Raw genomic sequence first — 25,661 nt, forward strand, 5'->3', positions numbered from 1 at the left:
GACAAGCCTCCGCCAGTCAATCCCAGCAAGCCAAAGCCCAGGTTCTCTCTCGACCAGCTGGAGCTCATCTATGTGTGATTTTCCCGGGACAGCCCTGCGGTCCTCGGGACGAGGGCGAGTGTGCGGGCGCGCGCCTCGGGCTACGGCCCGTACAGCACCAGCTCGGTATCGGTCAGATCGGCCAGCCGTGGGGGGTGCGGGCCCTTGAAATATTTGCGGCCGCGCCGCTCTGTGTAGAGGCCGGCGACGCCGGGGACCGGACCGTTGCCAGCAACGACCACGGCGACCTTGCCAAGCCGGAGCAGCAGGCGGCCGATGCGGCCGGCGCATGTGGCATATTCGGCGGCGCTACGGCAAAAGATCAGCTGCATCGCCGGCGGGGCAATGATGCCGCGGCGGATACGCACCGGTTGCAGGATGAAGGGGAAGGTGCCCTGCTGCGTACGGCAGACCAGACTGAGGCAATTGTAGCGCGCATGCCGCGTCAGCAGTTCCGTCTCGGCCTCGGAGAGCCCCTCGACCTGCTTGGCGTGTTGCGAGATCACCTCGATCTTGCTCCAGCGCGGCGCGGGCGACAGCGCCGGCACCGAGAAGAACATGCCGCGGCTATAGCTGCGAAAGCCCTGCGTTTCGATGATCGGCCAAGTCCACGGTGCCGGGCTGATGTTGAGATAGGTTACTTCCTTGTGCCGCTGCGCGATCTTGGTCAGCAGCGGCGCGTAATTGCGGTAGGCCGGTTCGACATACCAGCTCGACAGATTGCACTGGATGGCGGTCTCCTCGCCGTCCTTCCGCATCGCGTAGATCAGCAGCAGGACTCCGACCGGAGCGCCTTCATTGTCGAGCATGTAGCCGAAGCGCGGATAGCCCTCCGGCACGGGCCGGAAGGCCTGCCGGCGCAGGCCCTGGATCCAGTAGTTGCGCGAGCGGCCGACGAAGCCGCGCGTCAGCAGGTCCGCGATAGCTTCGACATCGGACTCAGTAATCTCGCGGCATCGGACCTTGGTGTGGATCACGCTCGTCTTGCCCGTGGTAATGAGAGAGCCTCGTTCGGTTAGCGCCAGCCTTCGCCATGGGCATCGGCGGCGACCTGCGGCTGCATGCCCAGGATGTCCCGCACCTTGGCAGGCCACGCGGAGAGATCGGTGCCGTGCGTGTGGAACATGGCGACCGCGAGCCGGTCCATGCCGAAGGCGACGCAGCCGGTGTGCGCCGGTTCGCCATCGGCGTCCTGGATGCCCCAGGTCGTGCCGAAATGCTCGCGGTGATAGTTGAAGCTCATGCAGGCGGTCGGCTGCGCTTCCGAGCGCAGCGGAATCAGGAGCTCGAACTTGAGCTGCTGCTGTTTCTGGCTCACCGCCTTCATCTGGCCGACGCGGCCGAAGAAGGGATCGCTGGCATAGTCGACGCGGAAGGTCAGGCCGAGATCTGTCGCGAGCGCCTGCGCGCGCACCATCCAGCGCTCGCGGAAATCGGCGACGTCGTCGGGGCTGCCGATGCAGACATATTCGCGCATCCGGAACGATTGCAGCCGGTCGAGATGCTTTGACGGCTCGCGACGGAAGCAATCGGCGGCGACGTCGAAGCGCAGGCCACCCCTGGGCAGCTGGCCACGGCTCGCCGCGATCGGATAGACGGGGTAGCAGGCTGCGGGCGACAGCACGAGATCGGCTGGCGAGAGCGAGGTGGTCCAGTCGCCGCCGGCATCGAAGCGGCTCACCGCGGCGTTGATCTCGCGCTCGGTGCCGTGCAGGCCGCAGACGCAGCCGAGCAGGTTCGGAAAGCTCTTCAGGTAGCCGGACTTTTCAAGCTGGGCGCGGCTCATCACCGGCGGGAAGCGCATCACCTCGGTGCCCGCCTCGCGATGCCTGGTGATCAGTGCGGCCAGCCGCTCGACGATTCCCTCATAGAGTGCGGTACGGGCATAGACGCCATCCGAGCCCATGGGATGAAACAGCGTGTCGGCGAGATGGTCGAGCGGATCGACGGCCTGCGGCGCGGTGTCGGGCGAATTGGGGAGAACAGCAATGTTCATGTTCGACGTCCTGCTATCTGAAATTATTCTTGTTGGTCTCTAACGCGTTGGTCTCTGCGGCACGTGTCCCGAATTCTTTTCAGTCACGAAGACCTGCCGGCACGCCGCTCATCAGCGTCGATGTCGCGGCATTGGCCAGAATGCGGTCGTTGTTGATCATAATCGGTGACGACAGCACGTCGCGCAGGTGGCGGCCCATGGTGAACTCGCCGTCGTTGCGATAGCCGGAGAGGCCGGCCGTGCGCATCGCATGCATCACGGTCTCGACCGCGAGCTCGGAGGCCTGGACCTTCAGAAGCGTGATCGAAGACTGGAAGTCGAGCGAGCTCAGCGCGCGTTCGTCATGCTCGTTGCTGGCGAAGGCGTCGAGATTGGCCGCGATCAAGGCACGGAGTTTTGCCAGCGACATCTTCGCTGCGGTGAAATGCGCGGCTGCCGGCGGCATCTGTCCGCCGGAGCTGCGGGCTGCCTTGCGGACGAAGGCTTGCGCGCGGGTCACGGCCGCAGCCGCGATGCCGGCCCAGGCCGACGACCAGCACAGATGCGCAAACGGCGTCATGGTCTGGGCGTGGATCTTGTCGTAGGATTCCGGGAAGACCCGATCCGAGGGGCAGTCCACCTTCAGCTCGAAACCGGTCGAGCAGGTGCCGCGCATGCCGAGCGTTTCCCAGCCCAGCGTGCGCTTCAGTGAATAGTCATCCTTGGCGAGCGCCAGCAGCACCTGGTCGGACGCAGAGGCGTCCGTGGCGCGGCGCGCGATGGTGACGAGGCCGTCGGCCTCGGCGCCGTAGGAGATCACGGTGGCGTCACGCACCAACGAAACCGTGTCGCCAGCGTGGTCGACCGCGGCCGCGCTGGCGCGGATGTTGCCGCCGTTCTGGCCTTCGGTAGTGGAGGAGGCGAGCAGCCACTGGTCGCGGGCGACCCGGCGCATCATGGTTTCCATCCACGGGATGCCATGGCCGTGCCTGACGACGCAGGCGACCTTGGTCTGGTGCATCGCGTAGATCATCGCGGTGGAGGCGCAGGCGCGTCCGAGCGTGTAGCAGATGTCGGCGACATCGTGGATCGAAGCGCCAAAGCCGCCGAACTCGACCGGGATCATGACGCCGAGCAGCTTCTGCTCACGCGCGGCTTCGAATGCCTTGTGGGGAAAGCGGGCGTCGCGATCGACGCCGTCGGCGTCGGCAGCCGCCACGGTGGCGGTGCGCGCCGCACGTTCCACCAGGGACGGCCCCTGCTCGAGAAAGCTCGTCGGCGCGTCATCGATAGTAAGGACCGCTTCACGCACGTTCATGCTCGTCCGCCTCCGGTTTGCCGTTCGAGATCGCCAGCATCATTCGCGATGCCGTCCGGCGATCCTCCGACCATCTTTGCTTGTGAGGTGAGGCTAGGGATTTAATTCAAATTCGTCGATGAAATAGAGGGTAAACAAACCGAAATTCCGAACGAACAGTTAAGGCGCGGTTGTCGGCATCGCCGAAACTCCCGGTATCGCGTTAGCGATTTGGTAGAGGCATGAAATCCAGACAATCTGAGTCATCGTTTACTAACAAACGCGAAGTAATGCTTGCGCCCATTGTGGGATCGGCCAGCCGTGCCCCATCGTAGCGGGCAATCCGGTCCGACCTTGATAGACAGATGGGAATTTGCCGATGCAGGCCTTCGACACCGACGTGCGCAATCGCATCATCAAGCTGGTGAAGGGCATCCTCGAACAGAATTCGCTCTCCGCTGACGTCACGCCGGCGGCCAAGCTCGTCGACGTCGGCCTCATCTCGATGGACATGGTCAATTTGATGCTCGGCGTCGAAGCCGAGTTCGACTTCGCCATTCCCCAGTCAGAGATCACGCCGGAGAATTTCCAGTCCGTCGAGACACTGGAGCGGATGGTGACGGCCCAGCTGCAGCCGGCCACGGCGGCTTAGTTACACGGATAACGGTTTCCCCGGCGTCGTCCTTGCGAAAGCCAGGACCTATTACCCCAGGGGGGCGAAGACGGGTCATTCGGGACTGATACCATCCGCGATCGATAGATTCCGCGGTACGGGTCCTGGCCTTCGCCAGGACGACGCCGAATGTGTGGCGAGCGCGTTCTGCTCCTGACGATACTCCTAGCCACCCACCCCGTTCCAAAACCGCCGCAAAACTGGCATAGCTGCTCCACGGGATCGCGCGGCGCGAACGGGTGGAGCAGGCATGACGCAGGCGGTATTGGGCATCATCGGCGGCTCCGGCATCTACGACCTGCCGGGCCTTGAGGGTGCGCAGGAAGAGGTGATCGAGAGCCCCTGGGGCGAACCGTCGGCGCCGCTGCGACGCGGTGCCATCGCGGGGTTACCGGTCGTGTTCCTGCCGCGGCATGACAAAGGCCACCGGCTGTCGCCCTCCGACATCAACTATCGCGCCAATATCGACGTCTTGAAGCGCGCCGGCGTCACCGACCTGATCTCGCTCTCGGCCTGCGGTTCCTTCAAGGAGGAGATGCCGCCCGGCACGTTCGTCCTGGTCGACCAGTTCGTCGATCGGACCCACAAGCGGGAGAACTCGTTCTTCGGCAGGGGCTGCGTCGCCCATGTCTCGATGGCGCATCCGGTGTCGCCGCGGCTGCGTATTCACCTCGCCGCCGCCGCGGAAGCGGAAGGGATCGCGATCGCGCGCAGCGGTACCTATGTCTGCATGGAGGGGCCGCAATTCTCGACCTATGCGGAAAGCATGACTTACAAGACCCTCGGCTATTCCGTGATCGGCATGACCAACATGCCCGAGGCAAAGCTCGCTCGCGAGGCGGAGATCTGTTACGCCACCGTCGCGATGGTGACGGATTTCGATTGCTGGCATCCCGACCACGACGCCGTCACCGTTCAGGACATCATCCGCGTGCTGACCTCGAATGCCGACAAGGCCAAGGCGCTAGTGGCGCGGCTGGCAAAGGATTTTCCGGGCGAGCATGAGCCGTGTCCGATCGGCTCGGACCGCGCACTCGACACCGCGCTGATCACCGCGCCCGAGGCGCGCGATCCTGAGCTTCTGAAGAAGCTCGATGCGGTGGCGGGCCGTATTCTGCTCACCTGAGCGAAAGGCAAAGGCGATGAAGGTCGACGGCAAGCATTTTCGCAGCATCTGGCGCGAGCGCGACGGCTGGTCGGTTGGCGCAATCGACCAGCGCAGGCTGCCGCATGAGTTCGTCGTCGCGCGCCTGACCGCGTGTGAAGACGCGGCCGTCGCGATCCGCGACATGCTGGTGCGCGGCGCGCCGCTGATCGGCGCGACCGCCGCTTACGGCATGGCGCTCGCCATGCGCGAGGACGCCTCGGATGCCGGCCTGAAGCGCGCCTACGAAATCCTCATCGTGGCGCGGCCGACCGCGATCAATCTGAAATGGGCGTTGGACGAGATGCGCGCGGCGCTCGCGCCGGTCGAGCCGCTGAAACGGGCGGAAGCCGCCTACGCGCGCGCCGACGAGATCGCCGAGCAGGATGTCGAGATCAACCGCGGTATCGCCAGCAATGGCCTTGCGCTGATCGAGGCGATTGCGGCGAAGAAGCCCGGCGAAGTGGTCAACGCGCTCACCCATTGCAACGCCGGTTGGCTCGCCACCGTCGACTGGGGCACGGCGACCGCGCCGATCTATCTGGCGCATGAGCGCGGCATCAAGATCCACGTCTGGGTCGACGAGACCCGCCCGCGCAACCAGGGCGCCTCGCTCACGGCGTGGGAGCTCGGTCATCACGGCGTGCCGCACACGGTGATTCCGGACAACACGGGCGGGCATCTGATGCAGCACGGCATGGTCGATCTCGCCATCGTCGGCACCGACCGCGTTGCCGCCAATGGGGACGTCTGCAACAAGATCGGTACGTACCTGAAGGCGCTCGCCGCGCACGACAATAACGTGCCGTTCTACGTCGCGCTGCCGTCGCCGACGATCGATTTCGCCGTCAGTGACGGCATCCGCGATATCCCCATCGAGCAACGCAGCGGCACGGAAGTCACCGACATGACCGGCCGCACCGCCGACGGCCGGCTGGAGACCGTGCGCATCGTGCCGGAGGGCTCGCCGGTCGCAAACTACGCCTTCGACGTCACGCCGGCACGACTCGTCACCGGTCTCATCACCGAGCGCGGCGTTTTGAAGCCAGATCGTGCCTCGCTCGCCGCCGCCTTCCCCGAGCGGATCGCCGCTGCGGCGGAGTAGGGTGTTTGACGAAGGACGTCGCCCCGATCTCGTCATTGCGAGCGTAGCGAAGCAATCCAGAGTCTTTCCACGGCGGGATTCTGGATTGCTTCGCTACGCTCGCAATGACGAAGGATGATAGACTAGCCCAGCTTCAATCCCGTCGCCGCCTCGAGCTCGGCAATCGCCTGGGCTCCGCTGGCCACCTTGATCGTGGTCATGCCCATTTCGCGTGCGGGCTTCAGATTGACGCCGAGGTCGTCGAGATAGATGCAATTCTTCGGATCGACCTTGAGCGTCTCGACCATCATCCGGTAGATGCGCGGGTCGGGCTTGCGCAGGCCGATCTTGGCGGATTCGATGATGTGGTCGAACAGCGCCATCACCTCGGCGACATAGAGCGTGCGTCCGGTCATGCTGCCGATCGCATTGGCCGGCAAATTGTTGGTGATGCAGCCGGTTTTGAACTGTGCCTTGATGCGCTTCAGTGCCTCCACCATCTCGGGACGTAGGTCGCCCTGCAGCAGCGGCAGCACGTCACGCCCGCGCACTTCCGCGCCGAGCGCGAGCGATTCGGCGGCGAACAGCTGGTCGAACGCGTCGATGTCGACCTCGGCGCGCTCGAACTTCGCCCAGGCGTTTTCAAGATGGTTGGCGGCGTTGGTGCGCCGGATGATGTCGATCGGCAGGCCGCGCTCGGTCTCGAATCGCGCGAACGCCTCGAATGGCGAGCTGGTCAACACGCCGCCAAAATCAAAGATCACTGCCTCGGTTGCCAATGTCCAGCCCTCGTGAATTCTCTGCCAAAACGGCTAGCATGCGGTATGGACAAGGACCAGTCTGAGCGCAGGCGCTCATCGTCTTGAGACATGTTCCCATGAAGAAGCTCGCAACGCTCGTCGCGGCTACGCTGCTGCTCGCCACACCTGCCCACGCTATCGTCGGCGGGGGCACGCCGCAGGCCGACGGTGTCGCGCGCGCCGTCGTCACCATCGTCGGCTCACGCGGCAATTTCTGCTCCGGCAGTCTGATCGCACCGAAACTTGTGCTTACTGTCGCCCACTGCGTGCAGCCCGGCGCCGACTACAAGATTGTCGATTATGGCCCCGACGGGAAGCCGCAACTCCAGAACGTGCGGACTGTCGCGATCCATCCGAACTTCAACATGCAGGCGATGCAGTCGCATCGCGCCACCGCCGACGTCGCGCTGCTGCAGCTCGAAATTCCACTCAAAGGAAAATCGACGGTGCCGGTCGGCGCGCCGAATGTTCCGATCCAGGTCGGCAGCCGCTTCACCATCGCCGGTATCGGCGTGACAATGCGCGGCGAGGGCAAAAGCGGCGGCGCGACGCGCGTTGCAGCACTCGTTGCCACGGGTCAGCCCGGCACGCTTCAGATCCGGTTGGTTGATCCCGTAACCAACGGTGTTCGCGACGGAATCGGCGCCTGCACCGGCGATTCCGGCGGCCCGGTGTTCGAGGACAGGCCGAACGGTCCCGTGCTGGTCGGCGTCATCAGCTGGTCGACGGGGCCGAGCGGCGCCGCCGGCTGCGGCGGGTTGACCGGGGTCACGCCGCTCACGCTCTATCGCGACTGGATCTTGCAGACCGCACGGAGCTGGGGTGCAGCGCTGTGATTTGACCGCGGCTCGATCTATGCCATCTTGAAGTCGAAGCGCGATGGGCGACCATTCCCATCGCGGAGGAAACGCGCCGTCCGGTCAAGGACGGCCATAAAAACAAGCAAGGCATAGAAGCAACAATGAATGTCGCTGTTCGCAGTCACGCCACGACCAAACAGACCTCGGAGCATTTCGACGTGCTGATCGTCGGTGCCGGCATTTCCGGCATCGGCAGCGCCTATCACCTGACAAGGCAGCTGCCCGGCACGAGCTTCGTCATCCTGGAGACGCAGGCGACGTTCGGCGGCACCTGGACCACGCATCGCTATCCCGGCATCCGGTCGGACAGCGACCTCCACACCTTCGGCTACAGCTTCAAGCCCTGGGTCGGTCCGCCGATCGCGACGGCCGAGGAGATCCTCGCCTACATGAACGAGGTGATCGACGAGAACGATATCGAGCGGCACATCCGCTACAAGCACCAAATCAATTCCGCGAGCTGGTCGAGCGAACAACATCTCTGGACCATCGAGGCGGTCACGACCGATAGCGGTGAAGCGAAGACATTCACCGCCAACTTCCTCTGGATGTGCCAGGGCTACTATCGCCATTCGGAAGGTTACACGCCTGAATGGAAGGGCACGGACCGCTTCAAGGGCCGCATCGTCCATCCGCAGACGTGGCCGGACGACATCGACCTCGCGGGCAAGAAAGTCGTCGTGATCGGCTCGGGTGCGACGGCGGCAACCCTGGTGCCGAACATCGCGGACCAATGTACGCATGTCACCATGCTCCAGCGTTCGCCGACTTATTTCCGGCTTGGCCGCAACGCCATAGAGATCGCCGAGGAGCTGCGCAGGCTTCAGGTTGACGAGGCGTGGATACACGAGATCGTCCGCCGCAAGATCCTGTTCGAGCAGGATGCCTTCACGAAACTCTGCGTGAGCAAGCCCGAGCAGGTCAAGAAAGAGCTGATCGGGCAGATCAGCGCCGTCCTCGGGCCCGACTACGACGTCGAGACGCACTTTACGCCAAGCTACCGGCCGTGGCGCCAGCGCATTGCCTTCGTGCCGGATGCCGATCTATTCAAGGGCATTGCGAGCGGCAAGGCCTCCGTCGTCACCGACGAGATCGAATGCTTCGTCGAGAGCGGCATTCAGCTCAAGTCCGGCAAGCTGCTCGAAGCCGACATCATCGTCACCGCGACCGGCTTCAATCTCGCCGCGCTCGGCGACATCGCCTTCGAGATCGACGGCAAGCCGCTCGCGTTCGGCGACACCGTCACCTATCGCGGCATGATGTTCACGGGCGTGCCAAACATGGCCTGGGTGTTCGGCTATTTCCGCGCCAGCTGGACGCTGCGCGTCGACCTCGTCGCCGATTTCGTCTGCCGGCTGCTCAGCCATATGAAGGGCAAGGGCGCCAGGAAGGTTGAGGTGAGCTTGCGTCCCGAGGATCACAACATGCCGATCCTGCCGTGGATTGATCCGGAAAACTTCAACCCCGGCTACATGATGCGCAACATGAACCTGTTGCCCAAGCGCGGCGGCAAGCCGGAATGGCAGCACAGCCAGGATTACTGGACCGAAAAGGACGAGATCCCGAAGACGGATCTGGACGATAGAGCGTTCGTGTACGGGTAGAGGGGCGAGCGCCGGCGCCATGGCCCCTCCAATGTCGTCCTGGCGAAAGCCAGGACCCATTACCCCCGGGAGATGTTGTGGCGCGAGCTGGTAACCGCGAGCCTTCGCCAATCTCAGTCCTGTGGCAATGGGTCCTGGATCTGCGCTCCGCTTCGCTGCGCTTGTCCAGGACGACGCCGGTAACTGGGCGGGCAGCGTCTCAACTCAATCGCAGCAGGACTACGAATTCCGCCTTGTTGCATTCGTCGCGATCGCTGCAGCGGCAGTCCTGTTCTCCACCCCCAGCTTGGCGTAGATTTGCTCGAGATGCTTGTCGACCGTGCGCGGGCTCAATCCCAGAATCTGTGCGATGTCGCGGTTGGTCTTGCCCTTGCTGAGCCAGGCCAGCACCTCGCCTTCGCGCGTGGTCAGGCCGAGCTCGCTGGTGAATTCCGGCGGCAGCGTGGTGCCGGATTCCTTGGACAGCCGAAGCAGGAACTCGTTCGCCCCGAGCTGGCCCATGAAGTAGAGCCGGAGCTGCGGATTGTCGGGCAGCGAGGCGGCCTGCGATTTCGGGTTGCCTCGTGCCTGCTCCAGCCATTGCAGCAGAGACGGCGGCAATCTGAAATCGTCGCCCAGATGGGTGCCCGGGTGATCGGATAACAGCTTCTGCGCCTGCGGCGTCGACCAGAGAATGCCGCCCTGGCGGTTGACCGCAAACAGGAAGCGGCCGGAGACGTCGAGGGCAGCGCGCGCGCTCTGGGTCAGCCGCGCATTGCCGAGATGGACGCGGATGCGCGCCAGCATTTCCTCGATCGCGATCGGCTTCGTCACATAGTCGACGCCGCCGGCTTCGAGCCCGCGCACGATATGCTCGGTCTCCGCAAGGCCCGTCATGAAGATCACGGGAACGTTGGCAAGCCCCGCATCGCGCTTCAGGCGCCGACAGGTTTCGAAGCCGTCAATGCCCGGCATCACGGCGTCGAGCAGCACGATGTCGGGCGTGATCTGGTCGACGATGCGCATCGCTGCAGCGCCATCGAGCGCCACCATCACCGTCATCCCCGCGCCGTCCAGCGCGTCGGTGAGCAGCCGCAGCGTCTCCGGGGAGTCGTCGACGACCAGCGCAACGTCGCGCTTTTTCGGCTCAGTGCTCATACGCATGCAATGTCTTCAATGTGGCCATGTACTGGTCGAGGTCGAAGCGGTCGACCAGTGATCGCATCTGCGCGACGAAATCGGCGTGCTCCGGATGCTCGCTGCCGATCTCGTCCAGCTTCAATTGAATGCCCTTGACGTAGCCGATCTGGCCGAGCCCGATCAGCGCCACGATGTGCCGCAACGGCGGCCGCGAGCCGCTTTCCGGTCGCCACAGCGGTATCGCGATCTCGTGCGAGCCGTACCGCCATTCGATCTTGAGCAGCTGGCGAATGGTTTCCAGCAGCCGCGGGATATCGATTGGCTTCATCAGATAGCCGTCGTGGAAGGGCTGCGCCAGCGGGGCGCCATGGGCCTCCAGCGCGCTCGCCGACACCATCAGGATGCGGGCTTGGTGATGACCGCTTGCCCGCAGCGACTCCGCCACGGTCCAGCCGTCCATGCCCGGCATCGAGATGTCGAGCAGAAACAGATCGGGCCGGCAATGCTGCGCCAGCGCGAGGCAGCCCGGCCCGTCGGCGGCGCTGAGCAGGATAAAACCGAGCGGCGTCAGCACCTCGCGCAAGAGATCGCGATGCACCGGGTCGTCGTCGGTAATGAGGATGGTCTTGCGCGCGCCATGATAGCCGGAGACCGGCGCCTCCACTGGCGCGGTGCGCCTGGGATTGGTGACCTCGGACAGCAGCATCTTCACCTTGAACGTGCTGCCGCGGCCAACCGTGCTGGTGACCTTGATGTCGCCGCCCATCACGCCGGCAAGTAGCCGGCTGATCGTGAGACCCAGTCCCGTGCCGCTCTGCGGCTGCGAGACCCCGAGCGCGCCGCGCTCGAACGGCGCGAAGATGCGTTCGAGATCGTCGCCCCGGATACCGGGGCCGGTGTCGATCACCTCGAACTCGGCGACCGGGCTGCGGTAATGCACTACGAATTGCACGCTGCCGCTCTGGGTGAACTTGATGGCGTTGGAGAGCAGATTGATCAGCACCTGACGCAGCCGCTTCTCGTCGGCATAGACCACGGTCGGCAATGTCGCCGGGCGCCTGAATACGAAGTCGATGCCCTTGGCGCCAGCCTGGAGGCGAAACATGCCGACGAGCTGGTCGAGGAATTCGCTCAAGCGCACCTCGTCGCGCGACAGATAGAGCCGCCCAGCCTCGATCTTGGAAATGTCCAGAATGCCATCGATCAGGCCGGAGAGATGGTCGGCGCTGCGGCGGACGACGCGGACCTGATCGCGAGGCTTGGTGGGCAGCGTCATGTCCTGCTCGAGCAGCTGGGCATAGCCGCTGATCGCGTTCAGCGGCGAGCGCAGCTCGTGGCTCAGGCCCACCACATAGCGGCTCTTGGCGAGGTTGGCGGATTCGGCGACCTCCTTGGCACGCTGGAGCTCGGCGTCTGTTCGCTTGTGCGCGTCGATCTCCTGGATCAGCAGCGTGGTCTGCCGCAGCGTCTCGGCCTCGGCGGCGCGGCGGCTCTGCTGCGCCAGCACGAACAGCCAGGCCACCACGCCGATGATGATGCTGAGCGAAAAGAACACCTTCCACAGCACGTTGGAGACTAGCACGTTCTCGCCATGCACGCTCGCCGAGGTCTGGAGATAGATCAGCCCAAGCACCAGCGCGACGAGGCCGGCAGAGATCACGAACACGCCGACGTAATGGCCGAGCTGTGAATTGATCCGCTGATAGATCGGTTGCGGCAAAATCCTGCCGAGCGCCTCGGAGAACTGCACCTGCGCGCGCGCATGCGGCTTGCACAGGTCGTGACAGCGCGCATCGAGCGAGCAGCACAGCGAGCAGATCGGGCCGGCATAGGCAGGGCAGGACGTCATGTCCTCGGGTTCGAACGCATGCTCGCAGATGCAGCACTGAATCGCTTCGATATTCGCCCAGCTCCGCTTCGGTTTGCGCGCGATGTAGTACTTGCCATCGGTAAGCCAGGCGATGACCGGCGCGGTGACGAAGGCGACGGCGAGCGCGACGAAGGCGGCGAGCGCCTTCATGGTCGGTCCGAACAGGCCGTAGAAGGCGGCGATGGAGACGATGGTCGCGATCGTCATGGCGCCGACGCCGACCGGATTGATGTCGTAGAGATGGGCGCGCTTGAATTCCATCTGCGGCGGGCGCAGGCCGAGCGGCTTGTTGACCACGAGATCGGAGACCAGCGCGCCGACCCAGGCGATCGCGACGTTGGAATAGAGCGCGAGGGTCTGCTCCAGCGCCTTGTAGACGCCGATCTCCATCAGCAGCAGCGCCACCATCACGTTGAACACCAGCCAGACGACGCGGCCGGGATGGTTGTGGGTCAAACGCGAGAAGAAGTTCGACCAGGCGATCGAACCGGCATAGGCGTTGGTGACGTTGATCTTGAGCTGCGACAGGATCACGAAGGTGCCGGTCAGGGCGAGCGCGAGATCCGGCTGCGCGAGCACATAGCGGAACGCCTCGAGATACATATGCGCGGGCTCGGCGGCTTCCTCGGGCGGCACGCCGTGGCTGAGCGCGAAGTAGGCGAGGAACGAGCCGGCCAGCATTTTCGGTGCGCCGAGCACGATCCAGCCTGGTCCTGCGCTCATCAGCGCGATCCACCACGACGCCTTGGAGGCGCGGCGGTCACGCGGCAGGAAGCGCAGGAAGTCGACCTGTTCGCCGATCTGCGCCACCAGCGAGAACACCACGGAGGATGCCACGCCGAACAGCAACAGATCGAAATTGCCGTTCATGTCGCCGTGCTCGCCCGAGAACTTGCGCCACTCCGCGAAGGAGTGGGGGCTGGCCCAGGCGATGGCGGCAAAGGGCAGGATGTGCAGGATGATCCAGAGCGGCTGCGTCCAGAGCTGGAAGCGGCTGATCAGCGTGATGCCGTAGGTCACCAGCGGGATGATCGCGACCGCGCTGATGAGGTAGCCGATCGGGCGCGGAATGCCGAAGCACATCTCCAGCGCGGTCGCCAGGATCACTGCTTCGATCGCGAAGAAGATGAAGGTGAAGGAGGCGTAGATCAGCGAGGTGACGGTCGAGCCGATATAACCGAAGCCGGCGCCGCGGGTGAGCAGGTCAATGTCGATGCCGCATTTGGCGGCATAATAGGCAATCGGGACGCCGCAACAGAAGATGATGGTGGAGACGACGAGGATCGCGGCGGTGGCGTTGGTGACGCCGTAGTTGAGGGTGATGGTGCCGCCGATGGCTTCCAGGGCCAAGAATGAAATCGCGCCGATGGCGGTATTGGCGACGCGGGCGGCGGACCACCGGCGTGCGCTTTTGGCGGTGAAGCGTAGCGCGTAGTCTTCCAGCGTCTGGTTGGCGACCCATTGGTTGTACTGGCGCCTGACGCGGTCTATTCGCTGCCGCCCTGCCACTTAACCCCACTCCCGAACTCGCCGATCCCTCGCAAAACCCGTACCAAAAGCCTACGTCGTCATTTTGCGGTGCAGTATACGCGATCTTGCGTATGCTTGCGGTGCACAAATTCGAGCCATCCTCACGGCACCAATCGCGTGTTCTCGAACAAAAAGTGGGGTGCTCATGTCAGACGAAGCAAACAAGGGCCTATTGTCGCCGCTCCGGCGCAAACTGCTGATGGGAATGGCGGCCGTACCGGCCATCACGATGCTGCCGCGGGCCTCTTTTGCGCAGGCCCCGGCGACCTCGGCCGTCAACACCACGGGCCTCGCGGTCACCGACACCGAGGTGACCGTCGGCATCCTGCATTCGGCGACCGGCACCATGGCCATCTCCGAAACCGGCTCGATCGAAGCCGAAAAGCTCGCCATCGAGCAGATCAACGCCATGGGCGGCGTGCTCGGACGCAAAATCAAGTTTATCCAGGAAGACGGCGCCAGCGATTGGCCGACCTTCGCGGAAAAGGCCAAGAAGCTGCTGGTCAACGACAAGGTCGCGGCCATCATGGGCTGCTGGACCTCGGCCTCGCGCAAGGCCGTGCTGCCGGTCATGGAGCAGTACAACGGCATGCTCTACTACCCGACCTTCTACGAAGGCCTCGAGCAGTCCAAGAACGTGATCTACACCGGCCAGGAGGCGACCCAGCAGATTCTCGCCGGCCTGAACTGGATCGCCAAGGAAAAGGGCGCCAAGTCGTTCTTCTTCATCGGCTCGGACTACATCTGGCCGCGCACCTCGAACAAGATCGCGCGCAAGCACGTCGAAAACGTGCTCAAGGGCAAGGTCGTCGGTGAGGAATATTATCCGCTCGGCAACACCCAGTTCAATTCGGTCATCAACAAGATCAAGTTGACCAAGCCCGACGTGATCTTCACCGACGTCGTCGGCGGCTCCAACGTCGCGTTCTACAAGCAGCTCAAGGCCGCCGGCATCGACCTCTCCAAGCAGGCGCTGCTGACGATCTCGGTGACCGAAGACGAAATCGACGGTATCGGCGGCGAGAACATCGCGGGCGCCTACGCCTGCATGAAGTACTTCCAGTCGCTCGACAATCCGAACAACAAGACCTTCGTGCCGGCGTTCAAGAAGCTGTGGGGCGAGAAGACCGTGATCGGAGACGTCACCCAGGCTGCCTATCTCGGCCCGTGGCTGTGGAAGTTGACGGTGGAGAAGGCGGGCTCCTTCGACGTCGACAAGATCGCGGCGGCGTCACCGGGCGTCGAGTTCAAGGGTGCGCCGGAAGGCTACGTGCGCATCCACGAAAATCATCACCTCTGGTCGAAGACCCGGGTGGGGCGCGCCAAGCTCGATGGGCAGTTCGAGCTGATCTACGAGACCGCCGATCTGGTCGAGCCGGACCCGTTCCCCAAAGGCTACCAGTAACAGGCGCCGTTTCCCGCAAGGCAAAACCGCTCCTTGGCGTGGATTGCAAGTCCACGCCCAAGACCCCCGCGTCGCGAACCTGCTCGCGACGCGGGGACCCTATCCCCCGACGGAGGACATCGATGTTCGGCGACTACTCGCTTGGTGACCTTGGCTCCATCTTCGTCATGCAGGGTTTTGCAGGACTGATCCTATTCTCGGTCTACGTCCTGATGGCGCTCGGGCTTGCGATCATCTTCGGCCAGATGGGTGTCATCAACATGGCCCATGGCGAGTTCATGATCCTCGGGGCCTACGTCACCTGGATGACCTCGAATTTATTCCAGACCTATTTGCCGACCCTGTTCAGCGGCTACTTCTTCCTCGCGATGATCCTGGCCTTCGTGGCATCCGGCGCGCTGGGAATGCTGGTGGAATGGGTGCTGATACGGCATCTCTACAAGCGCCCGCTCGACACGTTGCTCGCCACCTGGGGCCTCAGCCTGATTCTGCAGCAGGCCTATCGTTCCGTGTTCGGTGCGCGCGAGGTCGGCGTCGAGCTGCCGCAATGGATGCTCGGCTCGCTGCATGTGACCGACAGCATCGAAGTGCCGATCAACGGCGTCTTCGTGATGTGCCTCACCGTCCTGATCACCGTCTGTGTCGCCTACGTGATGTACAAGTCGCGCTGGGGCCGCCAAGTGCGCGCGGTGGTGCAGAACCGCATCATGGCCGGCGCCGTCGGCATCAACACCGAGAAGGTCGATCGCTACACCTTCGGGCTCGGTTGCGGCATCGCCGGCGTCGCCGGAAGCGCCTTCACCATGATCGGCTCGACCGGGCCAACGTCAGGCCAGCTCTACATTGTCGACACCTTCCTCGTCGTCGTGTTCGGCGGGGCCGCAAGCCTGCTCGGCACCATCGCCTCCGCGTTCTCGATCTCGCAGACGCAATCGACGCTCGAATTCTTCCTGTCGGGTTCGATGGCCAAGGTTCTGACGCTGCTCGCCGTCGTCGGCATTCTGATGCTGCGGCCGCAGGGTCTGTTCGCCCTCAAAGTCCGCAAATAACAAGAAGCAGGCAAACGATGGTCATCAACTCACGCTTCTTCAATCGGTCCGAGCTCATTGGCTTCGTTGTACTGGCCGCGGTGCTGTTCGTGATCCTGCCGCTGTCGCTGGATGTGTTCCGCCTCAATCTGGTGGCAAAATATCTGACCTACGCCTTTGTCGCGATCGGGCTCGTGCTGTGCTGGGGCTATGGCGGCATTCTGAGCCTGGGGCAGGGTGTGTTCTTCGGACTTGGCGGCTATTGCATGGCCATGTTTCTCAAGCTGGAAGCCTCCAGCGTCGAGAACACGAAGATCCAGTCGACGCCCGGCATTCCAGATTTCATGGACTGGAATCAGATCACGTCACTGCCGCTGTTCTGGCAGCCGTTTCACAGTCTCAGCTTTACCATCCTCGCCATCATCCTGGTACCCGGTCTGTTCGCCCTGATCATCGGCACCGCGATGTTCAAGCGCCGCGTCGGCGGCACCTATTTCGCGATCATTACCCAGGCCGTCGCCGCCATCCTCACCATCCTCATCATCGGACAGCAGGGCTATACCGGCGGCATCAACGGCATGACCGACCTGCGCACCCTCAAAGGTTGGGACATCCGGCCCGACCACGCCAAGGTCATCCTGTACTTCGTAGAGGTGGTGCTGCTGTTCGCCTGCATCGGCATCGCGCAGTTCATTCGCCTGACCAAGCTCGGCCGCATCCTGGTGGCGATGCGCGAACAGGAGGACCGCGTCCGTTTCTCCGGTTACAGCGTCGCCAACTTCAAGATCTTCGCGTTCTGCATGGCCGCGATCTTCGCCGCGATCGGCGGCGCCATGTTCGCGCTGAATGTCGGGTTCATGTCGCCGTCCTTTGTCGGCATCGTGCCGTCGATCGAGATGGTGATCTACACCGCGGTCGGCGGCCGGATGTCGATCTTCGGCGCGGTGTGGGGGTCCATTCTGGTGAATTTCGCAAAGACCAGCCTGTCGGAATCTTTCCCGCAACTCTGGCTGTTCGGCCTCGGCGCGCTGTTCATCGCCGTCGTGCTCGCCTTCCCGAATGGACTGTCCGGCATCTGGGCCGACTATGTCCAGCCCCGCATCGACCGTCTGTTCGCCGCGCGCAACCCCAAGCCGGCCGCTTGGACCGACGATTCCGTCGCCGACGGCGCGCCGGCCGAGTGAGGAGATCATCATGCTTGTCGGTCATCAGCCCAAGGATTTTTTGCTCGCCGTGTCCGGTCTCACGGTTTCGTTCGACGGCTTCAAAGCCGTCAACGATCTCTCCTTCTATGTCGAAGAGAACGAGATCCGCGTCATCATCGGCCCCAACGGGGCCGGCAAGACCACAGTGCTCGACCTGATCTGCGGCAAGACCAAGGCGACCTCGGGCTCGATCCAGTTTCGTGGCAAGGAGCTCACGAAAATGAAGGAGAACGAGATTGTGCAGACCGGGGTCGGGCGCAAGTTCCAGACGCCGTCGGTGTTCGAGGATCTCACGGTGTTCGAGAACCTCGAAATTTCCTTCCCGCGCGGCCGTACCGTGTTCGGCTCGCTGGCCTTCCAGCGCGACCAGCCGGTAAAGGACCGCGTCGAGGAGGTCGCCGAGATGATCTTCCTCAAGGACAAGCTCGATACCTACGCCTCCGAGCTCAGCCACGGCCAGAAGCAGTGGCTAGAGATTGGCATGCTGCTGATCCAGGACCCGGACCTGCTGATGTTGGATGAACCCGTCGCCGGCATGAGCGTGTCCGAGCGTGCCAAGACCGCCGAGCTGCTCAACCGCATCATCAAGAACCGCTCGGTGCTGGTGATCGAGCACGACATGAAGTTCGTCGAGGACATCGCGCACAAGGTCACCGTGCTCCACCAGGGCCAGATCCTCTCCGAGGGCACCATGGAGAAGGTGAAGAACGATCCCAAGGTCATCGAAGTCTATCTGGGGCACTGACGGATGACCGATCTAAGTCGAATAGTGGTCACGGGCTCCGTTCACCTCTCCCATAGGGAGAGGTCGAATTGCGCAGCAATTCGGGTGAGGGGCATCGCTCTCTCGTGGGACCTGATTCCCCTCACCCGCGCCTTCGGCGCGACCTCTCCCCGATGGGGAGAGGTGAAGAAAAGCCTCGAGTCTTAGGAGCGCGATCATGCTGGCAATCTCCGATCTTCACGTCGCCTACGGCCAGAGCGAGGTGCTGCACGGGCTCAACGTCAAGGTCGCGCCCAACGAGATCATTGCGATCATGGGCCGCAACGGCATGGGCAAGACCACGCTGATGAAATCGCTGATGGGGATCCTGCCGGCTAGAAGCGGCTCGGTGACGATGGACGGTGCCGAGCTCGGTAGCCTGCCCAGCTACGAGCGGGTCGCCAAGGGTCTCGCCTATGTGCCGCAGGGCCGCATGATCTTCTCGACCATGACGGTGAAGGAGAACATCGAAACCGGCCTCGTCGTCTCCGGCGGATCCGAGGTGCCCGGCGACATCTATGAATTATTCCCGGTGCTGCTGGAGATGAAGGGCCGCCGCGGCGGCAACCTCTCCGGCGGCCAGCAGCAGCAGCTCGCAATCGCCCGCGCGCTCGCGACCAAGCCGAAGGTGCTGCTGCTGGACGAGCCCACCGAAGGCATCCAGCCCTCCATCATCAAGGACATGGCGCGCACCTTGAAGCGCATCCGCGACGAGCGTGGCCTGTCGATCGTCGTGTCCGAACAGGTTCTGAGCTTCGCGCTCGATATCGCCGACCGCGTGCTGGTGATCGAGAACGGCGAGATCGTGCGCGACGATCCGCGCAACAGCGTCGATGCCGCGCAAGTGTCAAAATATCTGTCCGTCTAACCAACCGTGTAAAAGGGGAGCATCTCGATGCCAGAGACACTGATCAAGGTCGATCTCACCAAGTCGGCCTACGATAATGACATGGTGCACAACCGCTGGCACCCCGATATTCCGATCGTGGCCTGGGTCAATCCCGGCGACGACTTTATCATCGAGACTTACGACTGGACCGGCGGCTTCATCAAGAACAACGATTCCGCCGATGACGTCCGCGATATTGATCTGTCGATCGTGCATTTCCTCTCAGGCCCGATCGGCGTCAAGGGTGCCGAGCCGGGTGACCTGCTGGTGGTCGATCTGCTCGACGTCGGTCCGCTAAAGGAGAGCCTGTGGGGCTTCAACGGCTTCTTTTCCAAGCAGAACGGCGGCGGCTTTCTCACCGACCATTTCCCGCTGGCGCAGAAGTCGATCTGGGACATCAAGGGCCTCTACACCTCGTCGCGCCACATCCCGGGCATCAACTTCGCCGGCCTGATCCATCCCGGCCTGATCGGCTGTCTGCCCGATCCGAAGATGCTGGACATGTGGAACAAGCGTGAGGCCGAGCTGATCTCGACCAACCCGACCCGCGTGCCCGGTCTCGCCAACCCGCCGTTCGCGCCGACCGCCCATGGCGGTCGCGCCAAAGGCGACGTCAAAGACAAGATCGGCGCGGAAGGCGCGCGCACCGTGCCGCCGCGCGAGCATGGCGGCAATTGCGACATCAAGGACCTGTCGCGTGGCTCGAAGATCTACTTCCCGGTCTATGTGCCGGGGGCCGGCCTTTCGATGGGCGACCTGCACTTCAGCCAGGGCGACGGTGAGATCACCTTCTGCGGCGCGATCGAAATGGCCGGCTGGCTGCACCTGAAGGTCGAGGTCATCAAGGACGGGATGGCGAAGTACGGCATCAAGAATCCGATCTTCAAGCCGTCGCCGATCACGCCGAACTACAAGGACTATCTGATCTTCGAGGGCATCTCGGTCGACGAGCAAGGCAAGCAGCATTATCTCGACGTTCACATCGCCTACCGCCAGGCCTGCCTCAACGCGATCGAGTATCTGAAGAAGTTCGGTTACTCCGGCGCCCAGGCCTATTCGATCCTCGGCACCGCGCCGTGCCAGGGCCACATCTCGGGCGTAGTCGACGTGCCGAATGCCTGCGCCACGCTGTGGCTGCCGACGGAGATCTTCGACTTCGACGTGATGCCGTCGTCGGCGGGACCGATCAAGCACATCACCGGCGATATCCAGATGCCGATCTCGCCGGACAAATGATACTGCGCTCCCTCTCCCCGCTCTTACGGGCGCGCGACGAGCGTCGCTCGCGCTGAGAGGGTTGGGGTGAGGGGCCGTCTCCGCTCAAGCCGCGGCAGTGAGTTTGCGGAGAGTCCCCCTCACCCGGAACGCATCTTGCGATGCGTTCCGACCTCTCCCCGCAAGCGGGGCGAGGTGAAGCGGACGCCCTGTCATCACCAAACGAAGGGATACAAGATGCCGGTCTATGAATATCTCTGTGACGATTGCGGGCCGTTCAAGGATCTGCGCCCGATGGCCGAGTGCGACGATCCGCAGGCCTGCCCGCACTGCGAGACGATGGCGCCGCGCGTCATCCTGACCGCGCCGAACTTCTTCTGCATGCCATCCGAGACGCGCAAGGCGCACTCGGTCAACGAGCGCAGCTCGCACGCGCCGCAGACGCTCGCGCAGTACAAGGCGTCGCACGGCCCCGGCTGCGGCTGCTGCTCATCGGGCAAGAATTCGTCCAAGGGCACGTCGGATAACAAAAAGCCCGCGCGGCTGATGACCAAGTCCAAGAGCGGCGCCAAGGGCTTTCCCACCGCGCGGCCCTGGATGATCAGCCATTGACGCATGCGGCCGGCTTCCCGCCGGCAACCTCAAACGAATAAAGTACAGGAGCGGTCAAGATGCTTCACGGCGATATTTCCAGCAGCAACGACACCGTCGGCGTCGCAGTGGTGAATTACAAGATGCCCCGCCTGCACACCAAGGCCGAGGTGCTCGACAACGCCCGCAAGATTGCCGACATGATTGTCGGCATGAAGCTCGGGCTGCCCGGCATGGACCTTGTGATTTTCCCGGAGTACTCCACCCAGGGCATCATGTACGACTCCAAGGAGATGTACGAGACGGCCTCGGCGGTACCCGGCGAAGAGACCGCGATCTTTGCCGAGGCCTGCCGCAAAGCGAAAGTGTGGGGCGTGTTCTCGCTGACCGGCGAGCGCCACGAGGAGCATCCGCACAAGGCGCCCTACAACACCCTGATCCTGATGAACGACAAGGGCGAGATCGTCCAGAAGTACCGCAAGATCATGCCGTGGGTGCCGATCGAGGGCTGGTATCCCGGCAATTGCACCTATGTCTCCGACGGCCCGAAGGGGATGAAGGTCAGCCTGATCATCTGCGACGACGGCAATTTTCCGGAGATCTGGCGCGACTGCGCCATGAAGGGCGCCGAGCTGATCGTGCGTTGCCAGGGCTACATGTATCCGGCAAAGGAACAGCAGATTCTGATTTCCAAGGCCATGGCGTGGGCCAACAACGTCTATGTCGCCGTCGCCAATGCCGCCGGCTTCGACGGCGTCTATTCCTACTTCGGTCACTCCGCGATCATCGGCTTCGACGGCCGCACCCTCGGCGAAACCGGCGAGGAGGAGTACGGCATCCAGTATGCGCAGCTGTCGAAAAATCTGATCCGCGACGCGCGCCGCAACGGCCAGTCGCAGAACCATCTCTACAAGCTGGTTCACCGCGGCTACACCGGCATGATCAATTCCGGCGAAAGTCCGCGCGGCGTTGCAGCCTGCCCGTATGATTTCTACAAGAACTGGATCGCCGATCCCGAGGGCACGCGTGACTTGGTCGAGGCGATGACCCGCTCGACCCCGGGCACCGATGAGTGCCCCATCGACGGCATCCCGAATGAGGCGGCGCCGAGCAACTACTAAGTCAATGTCCAAACCAGAGTGCGAAGGCGTGCCGCTCACTCCAAGTGGGAGGCGGCGCGGTCCTGGATGATCAGTCATTGATGTGAACGACGGTCAATACTGCGACCGAGCCGCACACGTCGCACACCGTGGATTGATCAGTCTGCACCGCAAATGCGGGGCTGGGTTGCAACATGGCCGGCTGAATCAGTCCAGTTTCGCTGCCGCCCAGCGATTCCGCCGATTCCTTAGTTCCACGTAGGGACCCGGTCGCCTAATTTGCCGGCGGCGCCGCTGGAGCGCTGGACTGAGGGCATTGGGGTGGAATTTCGGTCGCCATCGACCGGGCGGATTGGACTGCGCCTTGGCGCGGTCGCGTCGTCTGTCGTGGCGGTCGTTCTCAGCCTCGGCCTGCCGGCGACGTCGGCGCAGGCGGACTGCGCGCCCGATCCGGCGGCAAGCGGGCAAACCGTCACCTGTAGCGGGGCCGATGCCGACGGCTTTGCGGCGGGCGGCGGCGTCACCAATCTGACTGTAAATGTGCTGACCGGCGCGACCGTCAACGACAACGGCACGGCGTCGATCAACGTCAACGACACCAACATCATCACCAACAACGGCGCGGTGTCGGCAGGCTCTGGCCTCACCGGCATCAATGGCGGCAATTTCAACACCGTGACCAACAATCGCGCCGTCACGGTGCTCGACAACGGTCTCGGCATCTCGATGCTGGACAACAACACCATCGCCAACAACGGGACGATCACTACGGCGACGGTGGCTCCGCGATCTCGGTCCACGACAACAACGTCATCAGCAACACCGGCGCGCTGTCGGTCGGAGCGAACGGCTCTGGCATTTTCGCAGGCCTGAACAACACGGTCACGAATTCTGCCAGCGGAACGATCACCGGTCTCGACGGCACGATCGGCATTTACGTTTTCGGCAACACCACCGTCACCAATGCCGGTGCGGTCACGGTCGGCGCCTCGAGCGGGTTTTCCGGCGGAATTTTTGCGATCAGTGACCGCAACACGGTCACGAACACGGCGACCGGCAGTATTTCCGTCGGCCAGAGCGCCACGGGCATCCTCGCGAATGGCAATAGCGAGACCGTCAGCAACGCCGGCAGAATCACCGTCGCGCAGTTTGGCGTAGGCATCGCGGTGATCGGCAGCGATGCCAGGGTGACCAACACCGGGACGATCGCGGGCGTCGACTCCACCGCGGGCATGCAGGTGAACGGCAACAATGCCGTCATCACCCAGAATGGAACGGTCAACGTTGGTGCGGTAGGTCTGGGCGTCGGTCTCACCGGCTTGTCCGGTTCGGTCACGAATAACGGCAGCATTACCGCGGGAGATGGCGCATACGGCATCGCGATCATCGGAAACGACAACGTCGCGACCAACCGTGGCGCAATCACCGTAGGGGACGCGGGCTACGGCATCTATGTGTCGACGACGTCGACAAGCAACCAGGTCGTCAACACCGGTACTATCAGTGTCGGCGTTGGAAGCATCGGCATCAATCTGAACCAGGGCGGCACCGTCTTCAACTCAGGCACGATCAATGCCGCGACCGGTTTTGCGGCGATCGATCTTTGCGGCTGCGGCAACAACACACTCACGCTGGGTCCCGGCAGCGTCATCAACGGCCAGGTGTTCGCCTCCGGCACCGATACGTTCCAGCTTGGCGGCACCGGCGAGGATACGTTCAACCTCAGCCTGCTCGGCGCCGGTCTTCAATATGACGGCTTCTCGACCTTCAACAAGGTCGACAATTCGACCTGGACCGTGACCGGCACCGGCAATCAGGACTGGCACGTGCTGGGCGGTACGCTCACGCTGGTCGGCACCATCAACGGCAATGTGAGCGTCGCGACGGGCGGCACATTCGGCGGCGTCGGCAACGTCAACACGATCAACGTCAAAGGCGGCACGCTGGCGCCGGGTAACCCGACCGGAACGCTCAATGTGAACGGCGATCTCACCTTCACGACGGCGTCGACGTACATGGTGCAGGTCTCGGGCGCGAGCAACGGCATCGCGGTCGTCACCGGGACCTCTACGCTCAATGGTGCCACGGTCACGGTCGTCCCGACCGGCTCGATCGCGAAGCACTACACGATCCTGAATGCGACAACGCTTCCCGACACGTTCAATCCGGTCGTCGCGGGTCTGTCGTCGAACCTGAAGGCCAGCCTGAGCTACGATCCCAACAACGTCTTTCTGGATCTCTCGCTGAGCTACGGTACAGGTCTCAACGTCAATCAGCAGAATGTTGCCAACGCCCTGACGGGCGTCTTCAACCGGACCGGCAGCCTTCCCGTGGTCCTGGCCGATCTCTCGCCGGCGGGCCTGACGCAAGCCTCCGGCGAGCCGGGGACAGGATCGCAGCAGACGACCTTCGATGCGATGAACCTGTTCCTCGGCTTGTTGACCGATGTCTTCGGTACTGGGCGCAGCGGCGTGCCCGGCGCGACGCCTTATGCGGACGAGACGAATGCAAGTGCCTTTGTCGCAACCGGCAAGCGCCCCAGCGACCCCTTTGCCTCGATCTACCGCAAGGCGCGGCCGACTAGTTTCGAGCAGCGCTGGAACGTCTGGGCGGCTGGCTATGGCGGCTCGCAGACAACCGACGGCAATGCCGCGCTCGGTTCGAACAACACCACCAGCAACGTCTACGGCACAGCGGTCGGTCTCGACTATCGCTTCTCGCCATCGACGACTGCGGGCTTTGCGCTGGCCGGCGGCGGCACCGGCTTCAGCGTCAACGGGCTCGGCTGGGCCGCTCGGACCTGTTCCAGGCGGGCGCCTTCGTGCGCTACACGGCGGGACCTGCCTATGTCACGGCGGCGCTGGCGTATGGCTGGCAGGACGTCACCACCAATCGCATCGTCACGGCCGCCGGCTTCGACCAGTTGCGCGCGCAGTTCAATGCGAACGCGCTCTCAGGCCGAATCGAGGGCGGCTACCGCCACGCGACGCAGTGGATCGGCCTCACGCCCTATGCCGCGCTACAGGCCACCACGTTCAGCCTTCCGGGCCATTCAGAGTTAGCGGTCGTCGGCAGCAACGTCTTCGCGCTCAACTATGCCGCCAAGGACGTGACCAGCACCCGCACCGAACTCGGCCTGCGCGCCGACAAATCGTTTGCGGCCGCCGGTGGTGTGGTCACGCTGCGCGGCCGAGCCGCCTGGGCGCATGATTTCAATCCGGACCGCAGCGTCGGTGCGGTGTTCCAGACGCTGCCGGGATCGGCCTTCGTCGTGAACGGCGCCGCGCAGGCGCGCGATTCCGCGCTGACCACGGCGTCGGTGCAGATGAACTGGATGAACGGCTGGTCCGCGGCATTGACCTTTGAGGGCGAGTTCTCGAACGTCACCCGCTCCTGCGCCGGCAAGGGCCTCGTGCGCTACGCGTGGTAGGGGTTGCTACCCTCCCATGGAGGTGAGGATGAGAAAGAGC

General features: G+C 63.4%; 22 protein-coding genes. 15 read left to right on the forward strand and 7 right to left on the reverse strand.

From position 1 onward, the window contains the following. Window positions 1-140: 140 nt before the first annotated feature. From IVA82_RS19500 to IVA82_RS19510, 3 genes are all read right to left on the reverse strand, one after another. Window positions 141-1,016, reverse strand: a complete 876-nt coding sequence (locus tag IVA82_RS19500) for an acyl-CoA acyltransferase (RefSeq protein ID WP_247389461.1) — start codon at window positions 1,014-1,016, stop codon at window positions 141-143. 38 nt (window positions 1,017-1,054) lie between these two features. Beyond that, the gene (locus IVA82_RS19505) at window positions 1,055-2,035 is read right to left on the reverse strand and encodes an amino acid--[acyl-carrier-protein] ligase (protein WP_247389462.1); all 981 of its coding nucleotides are present in this window, start codon (window positions 2,033-2,035) and stop codon (window positions 1,055-1,057) included. A 79-nt stretch (window positions 2,036-2,114) separates the two neighbouring features. After that, window positions 2,115-3,332 (reverse strand): acyl-CoA dehydrogenase family protein, encoded by a 1,218-nt coding sequence (locus IVA82_RS19510; RefSeq protein WP_247389463.1) that lies wholly within the window; start codon window positions 3,330-3,332, stop codon window positions 2,115-2,117. A gap of 358 nt (window positions 3,333-3,690) precedes the next feature. On the opposite strand from IVA82_RS19510, the gene IVA82_RS19515 reads away from it, so the two are divergent. The 3 genes from IVA82_RS19515 to mtnA all read left to right on the forward strand — a co-directional run bounded on the left by IVA82_RS19515 (window position 3,691) and on the right by mtnA (window position 6,233). Beyond that, window positions 3,691-3,963: a phosphopantetheine-binding protein gene (locus IVA82_RS19515; RefSeq protein WP_247389464.1), complete on the forward strand. Its 273-nt coding sequence runs from the start codon at window positions 3,691-3,693 to the stop codon at window positions 3,961-3,963. 271 nt (window positions 3,964-4,234) lie between these two features. Next, complete coding sequence (locus tag IVA82_RS19520; protein ID WP_247389465.1) at window positions 4,235-5,110, forward strand: S-methyl-5'-thioadenosine phosphorylase; 876 nt, start codon at window positions 4,235-4,237, stop codon at window positions 5,108-5,110. A gap of 16 nt (window positions 5,111-5,126) precedes the next feature. After that, a complete protein-coding gene (gene mtnA / locus IVA82_RS19525) occupies window positions 5,127-6,233 on the forward strand; it encodes an S-methyl-5-thioribose-1-phosphate isomerase (RefSeq protein WP_247389466.1) in 1,107 nt (368 codons plus the stop codon). A gap of 122 nt (window positions 6,234-6,355) precedes the next feature. Here mtnA and IVA82_RS19530 read toward each other — a convergent pair whose 3' ends face one another. Continuing rightward, a complete protein-coding gene (locus IVA82_RS19530) occupies window positions 6,356-6,991 on the reverse strand; it encodes an HAD-IA family hydrolase (RefSeq protein ID WP_247389467.1) in 636 nt (211 codons plus the stop codon). Between the two features lie 98 nt (window positions 6,992-7,089). On the opposite strand from IVA82_RS19530, the gene IVA82_RS19535 reads away from it, so the two are divergent. Both IVA82_RS19535 and IVA82_RS19540 read left to right on the forward strand, forming a co-directional pair. After that, the gene (locus tag IVA82_RS19535; RefSeq protein WP_247389468.1) at window positions 7,090-7,848 is read left to right on the forward strand and encodes a trypsin-like serine protease; all 759 of its coding nucleotides are present in this window, start codon (window positions 7,090-7,092) and stop codon (window positions 7,846-7,848) included. A 125-nt stretch (window positions 7,849-7,973) separates the two neighbouring features. Beyond that, window positions 7,974-9,476 (forward strand): NAD(P)/FAD-dependent oxidoreductase, encoded by a 1,503-nt coding sequence (locus tag IVA82_RS19540; RefSeq protein ID WP_247389469.1) that lies wholly within the window; start codon window positions 7,974-7,976, stop codon window positions 9,474-9,476. A 219-nt stretch (window positions 9,477-9,695) separates the two neighbouring features. On the opposite strand, the gene IVA82_RS19545 is transcribed toward IVA82_RS19540, so the two are convergent. Next, the gene (locus tag IVA82_RS19545; protein ID WP_247389470.1) at window positions 9,696-10,619 is read right to left on the reverse strand and encodes a response regulator transcription factor; all 924 of its coding nucleotides are present in this window, start codon (window positions 10,617-10,619) and stop codon (window positions 9,696-9,698) included. Then, window positions 10,603-13,974, reverse strand: a complete 3,372-nt coding sequence (locus IVA82_RS19550; protein ID WP_247389471.1) for an ATP-binding protein — start codon at window positions 13,972-13,974, stop codon at window positions 10,603-10,605. The genes IVA82_RS19545 and IVA82_RS19550 overlap by 17 nt, the downstream gene beginning before the upstream one ends. A 166-nt stretch (window positions 13,975-14,140) precedes the next feature. On the opposite strand from IVA82_RS19550, the gene urtA reads away from it, so the two are divergent. The 9 genes from urtA to IVA82_RS19595 all read left to right on the forward strand — a co-directional run bounded on the left by urtA (window position 14,141) and on the right by IVA82_RS19595 (window position 23,064). Continuing rightward, entirely contained in the window at window positions 14,141-15,400 is a 1,260-nt protein-coding gene (gene urtA, locus IVA82_RS19555) for an urea ABC transporter substrate-binding protein (RefSeq protein WP_247389472.1), read from the forward strand. A 122-nt stretch (window positions 15,401-15,522) separates the two neighbouring features. Next, complete coding sequence (urtB, locus tag IVA82_RS19560) at window positions 15,523-16,449, forward strand: urea ABC transporter permease subunit UrtB (RefSeq protein WP_247389473.1); 927 nt, start codon at window positions 15,523-15,525, stop codon at window positions 16,447-16,449. A gap of 17 nt (window positions 16,450-16,466) precedes the next feature. Then, entirely contained in the window at window positions 16,467-17,612 is a 1,146-nt protein-coding gene (gene urtC, locus IVA82_RS19565) for an urea ABC transporter permease subunit UrtC (protein ID WP_247389474.1), read from the forward strand. 10 nt (window positions 17,613-17,622) lie between these two features. After that, window positions 17,623-18,378: an urea ABC transporter ATP-binding protein UrtD gene (urtD, locus tag IVA82_RS19570; protein WP_247389475.1), complete on the forward strand. Its 756-nt coding sequence runs from the start codon at window positions 17,623-17,625 to the stop codon at window positions 18,376-18,378. Between the two features lie 196 nt (window positions 18,379-18,574). Further along, window positions 18,575-19,264, forward strand: coding sequence for an urea ABC transporter ATP-binding subunit UrtE (gene urtE / locus IVA82_RS19575; RefSeq protein WP_247389476.1), 690 nt, complete (start codon window positions 18,575-18,577; stop codon window positions 19,262-19,264). Between the two features lie 27 nt (window positions 19,265-19,291). Beyond that, window positions 19,292-20,521: a formamidase gene (gene fmdA / locus IVA82_RS19580; RefSeq protein ID WP_247389477.1), complete on the forward strand. Its 1,230-nt coding sequence runs from the start codon at window positions 19,292-19,294 to the stop codon at window positions 20,519-20,521. Between the two features lie 216 nt (window positions 20,522-20,737). Further along, window positions 20,738-21,112, forward strand: coding sequence for a zinc ribbon domain-containing protein (locus IVA82_RS19585; RefSeq protein ID WP_247389478.1), 375 nt, complete (start codon window positions 20,738-20,740; stop codon window positions 21,110-21,112). A gap of 59 nt (window positions 21,113-21,171) precedes the next feature. Beyond that, window positions 21,172-22,212: an aliphatic amidase gene (locus IVA82_RS19590; RefSeq protein ID WP_247389479.1), complete on the forward strand. Its 1,041-nt coding sequence runs from the start codon at window positions 21,172-21,174 to the stop codon at window positions 22,210-22,212. A 300-nt stretch (window positions 22,213-22,512) separates the two neighbouring features. After that, window positions 22,513-23,064, forward strand: coding sequence for a hypothetical protein (locus IVA82_RS19595; RefSeq protein ID WP_247389480.1), 552 nt, complete (start codon window positions 22,513-22,515; stop codon window positions 23,062-23,064). A gap of 61 nt (window positions 23,065-23,125) precedes the next feature. Here IVA82_RS19595 and IVA82_RS19600 read toward each other — a convergent pair whose 3' ends face one another. Next, window positions 23,126-23,389, reverse strand: a complete 264-nt coding sequence (locus tag IVA82_RS19600; protein ID WP_247389481.1) for a hypothetical protein — start codon at window positions 23,387-23,389, stop codon at window positions 23,126-23,128. Window positions 23,390-25,012: 1,623 nt separating this feature from the next. Between IVA82_RS19600 and IVA82_RS19605 the strand changes: the two genes are divergently transcribed. Further along, window positions 25,013-25,621 (forward strand): autotransporter outer membrane beta-barrel domain-containing protein, encoded by a 609-nt coding sequence (locus IVA82_RS19605; protein WP_346659676.1) that lies wholly within the window; start codon window positions 25,013-25,015, stop codon window positions 25,619-25,621. The last annotated feature ends 40 nt before the right edge of the window (window positions 25,622-25,661 follow it).

It is taken from the genome of Bradyrhizobium sp. 142 (genome assembly GCF_023074015.1).
In the GTDB taxonomy this organism is placed as follows: domain Bacteria; phylum Pseudomonadota; class Alphaproteobacteria; order Rhizobiales; family Xanthobacteraceae; genus Bradyrhizobium.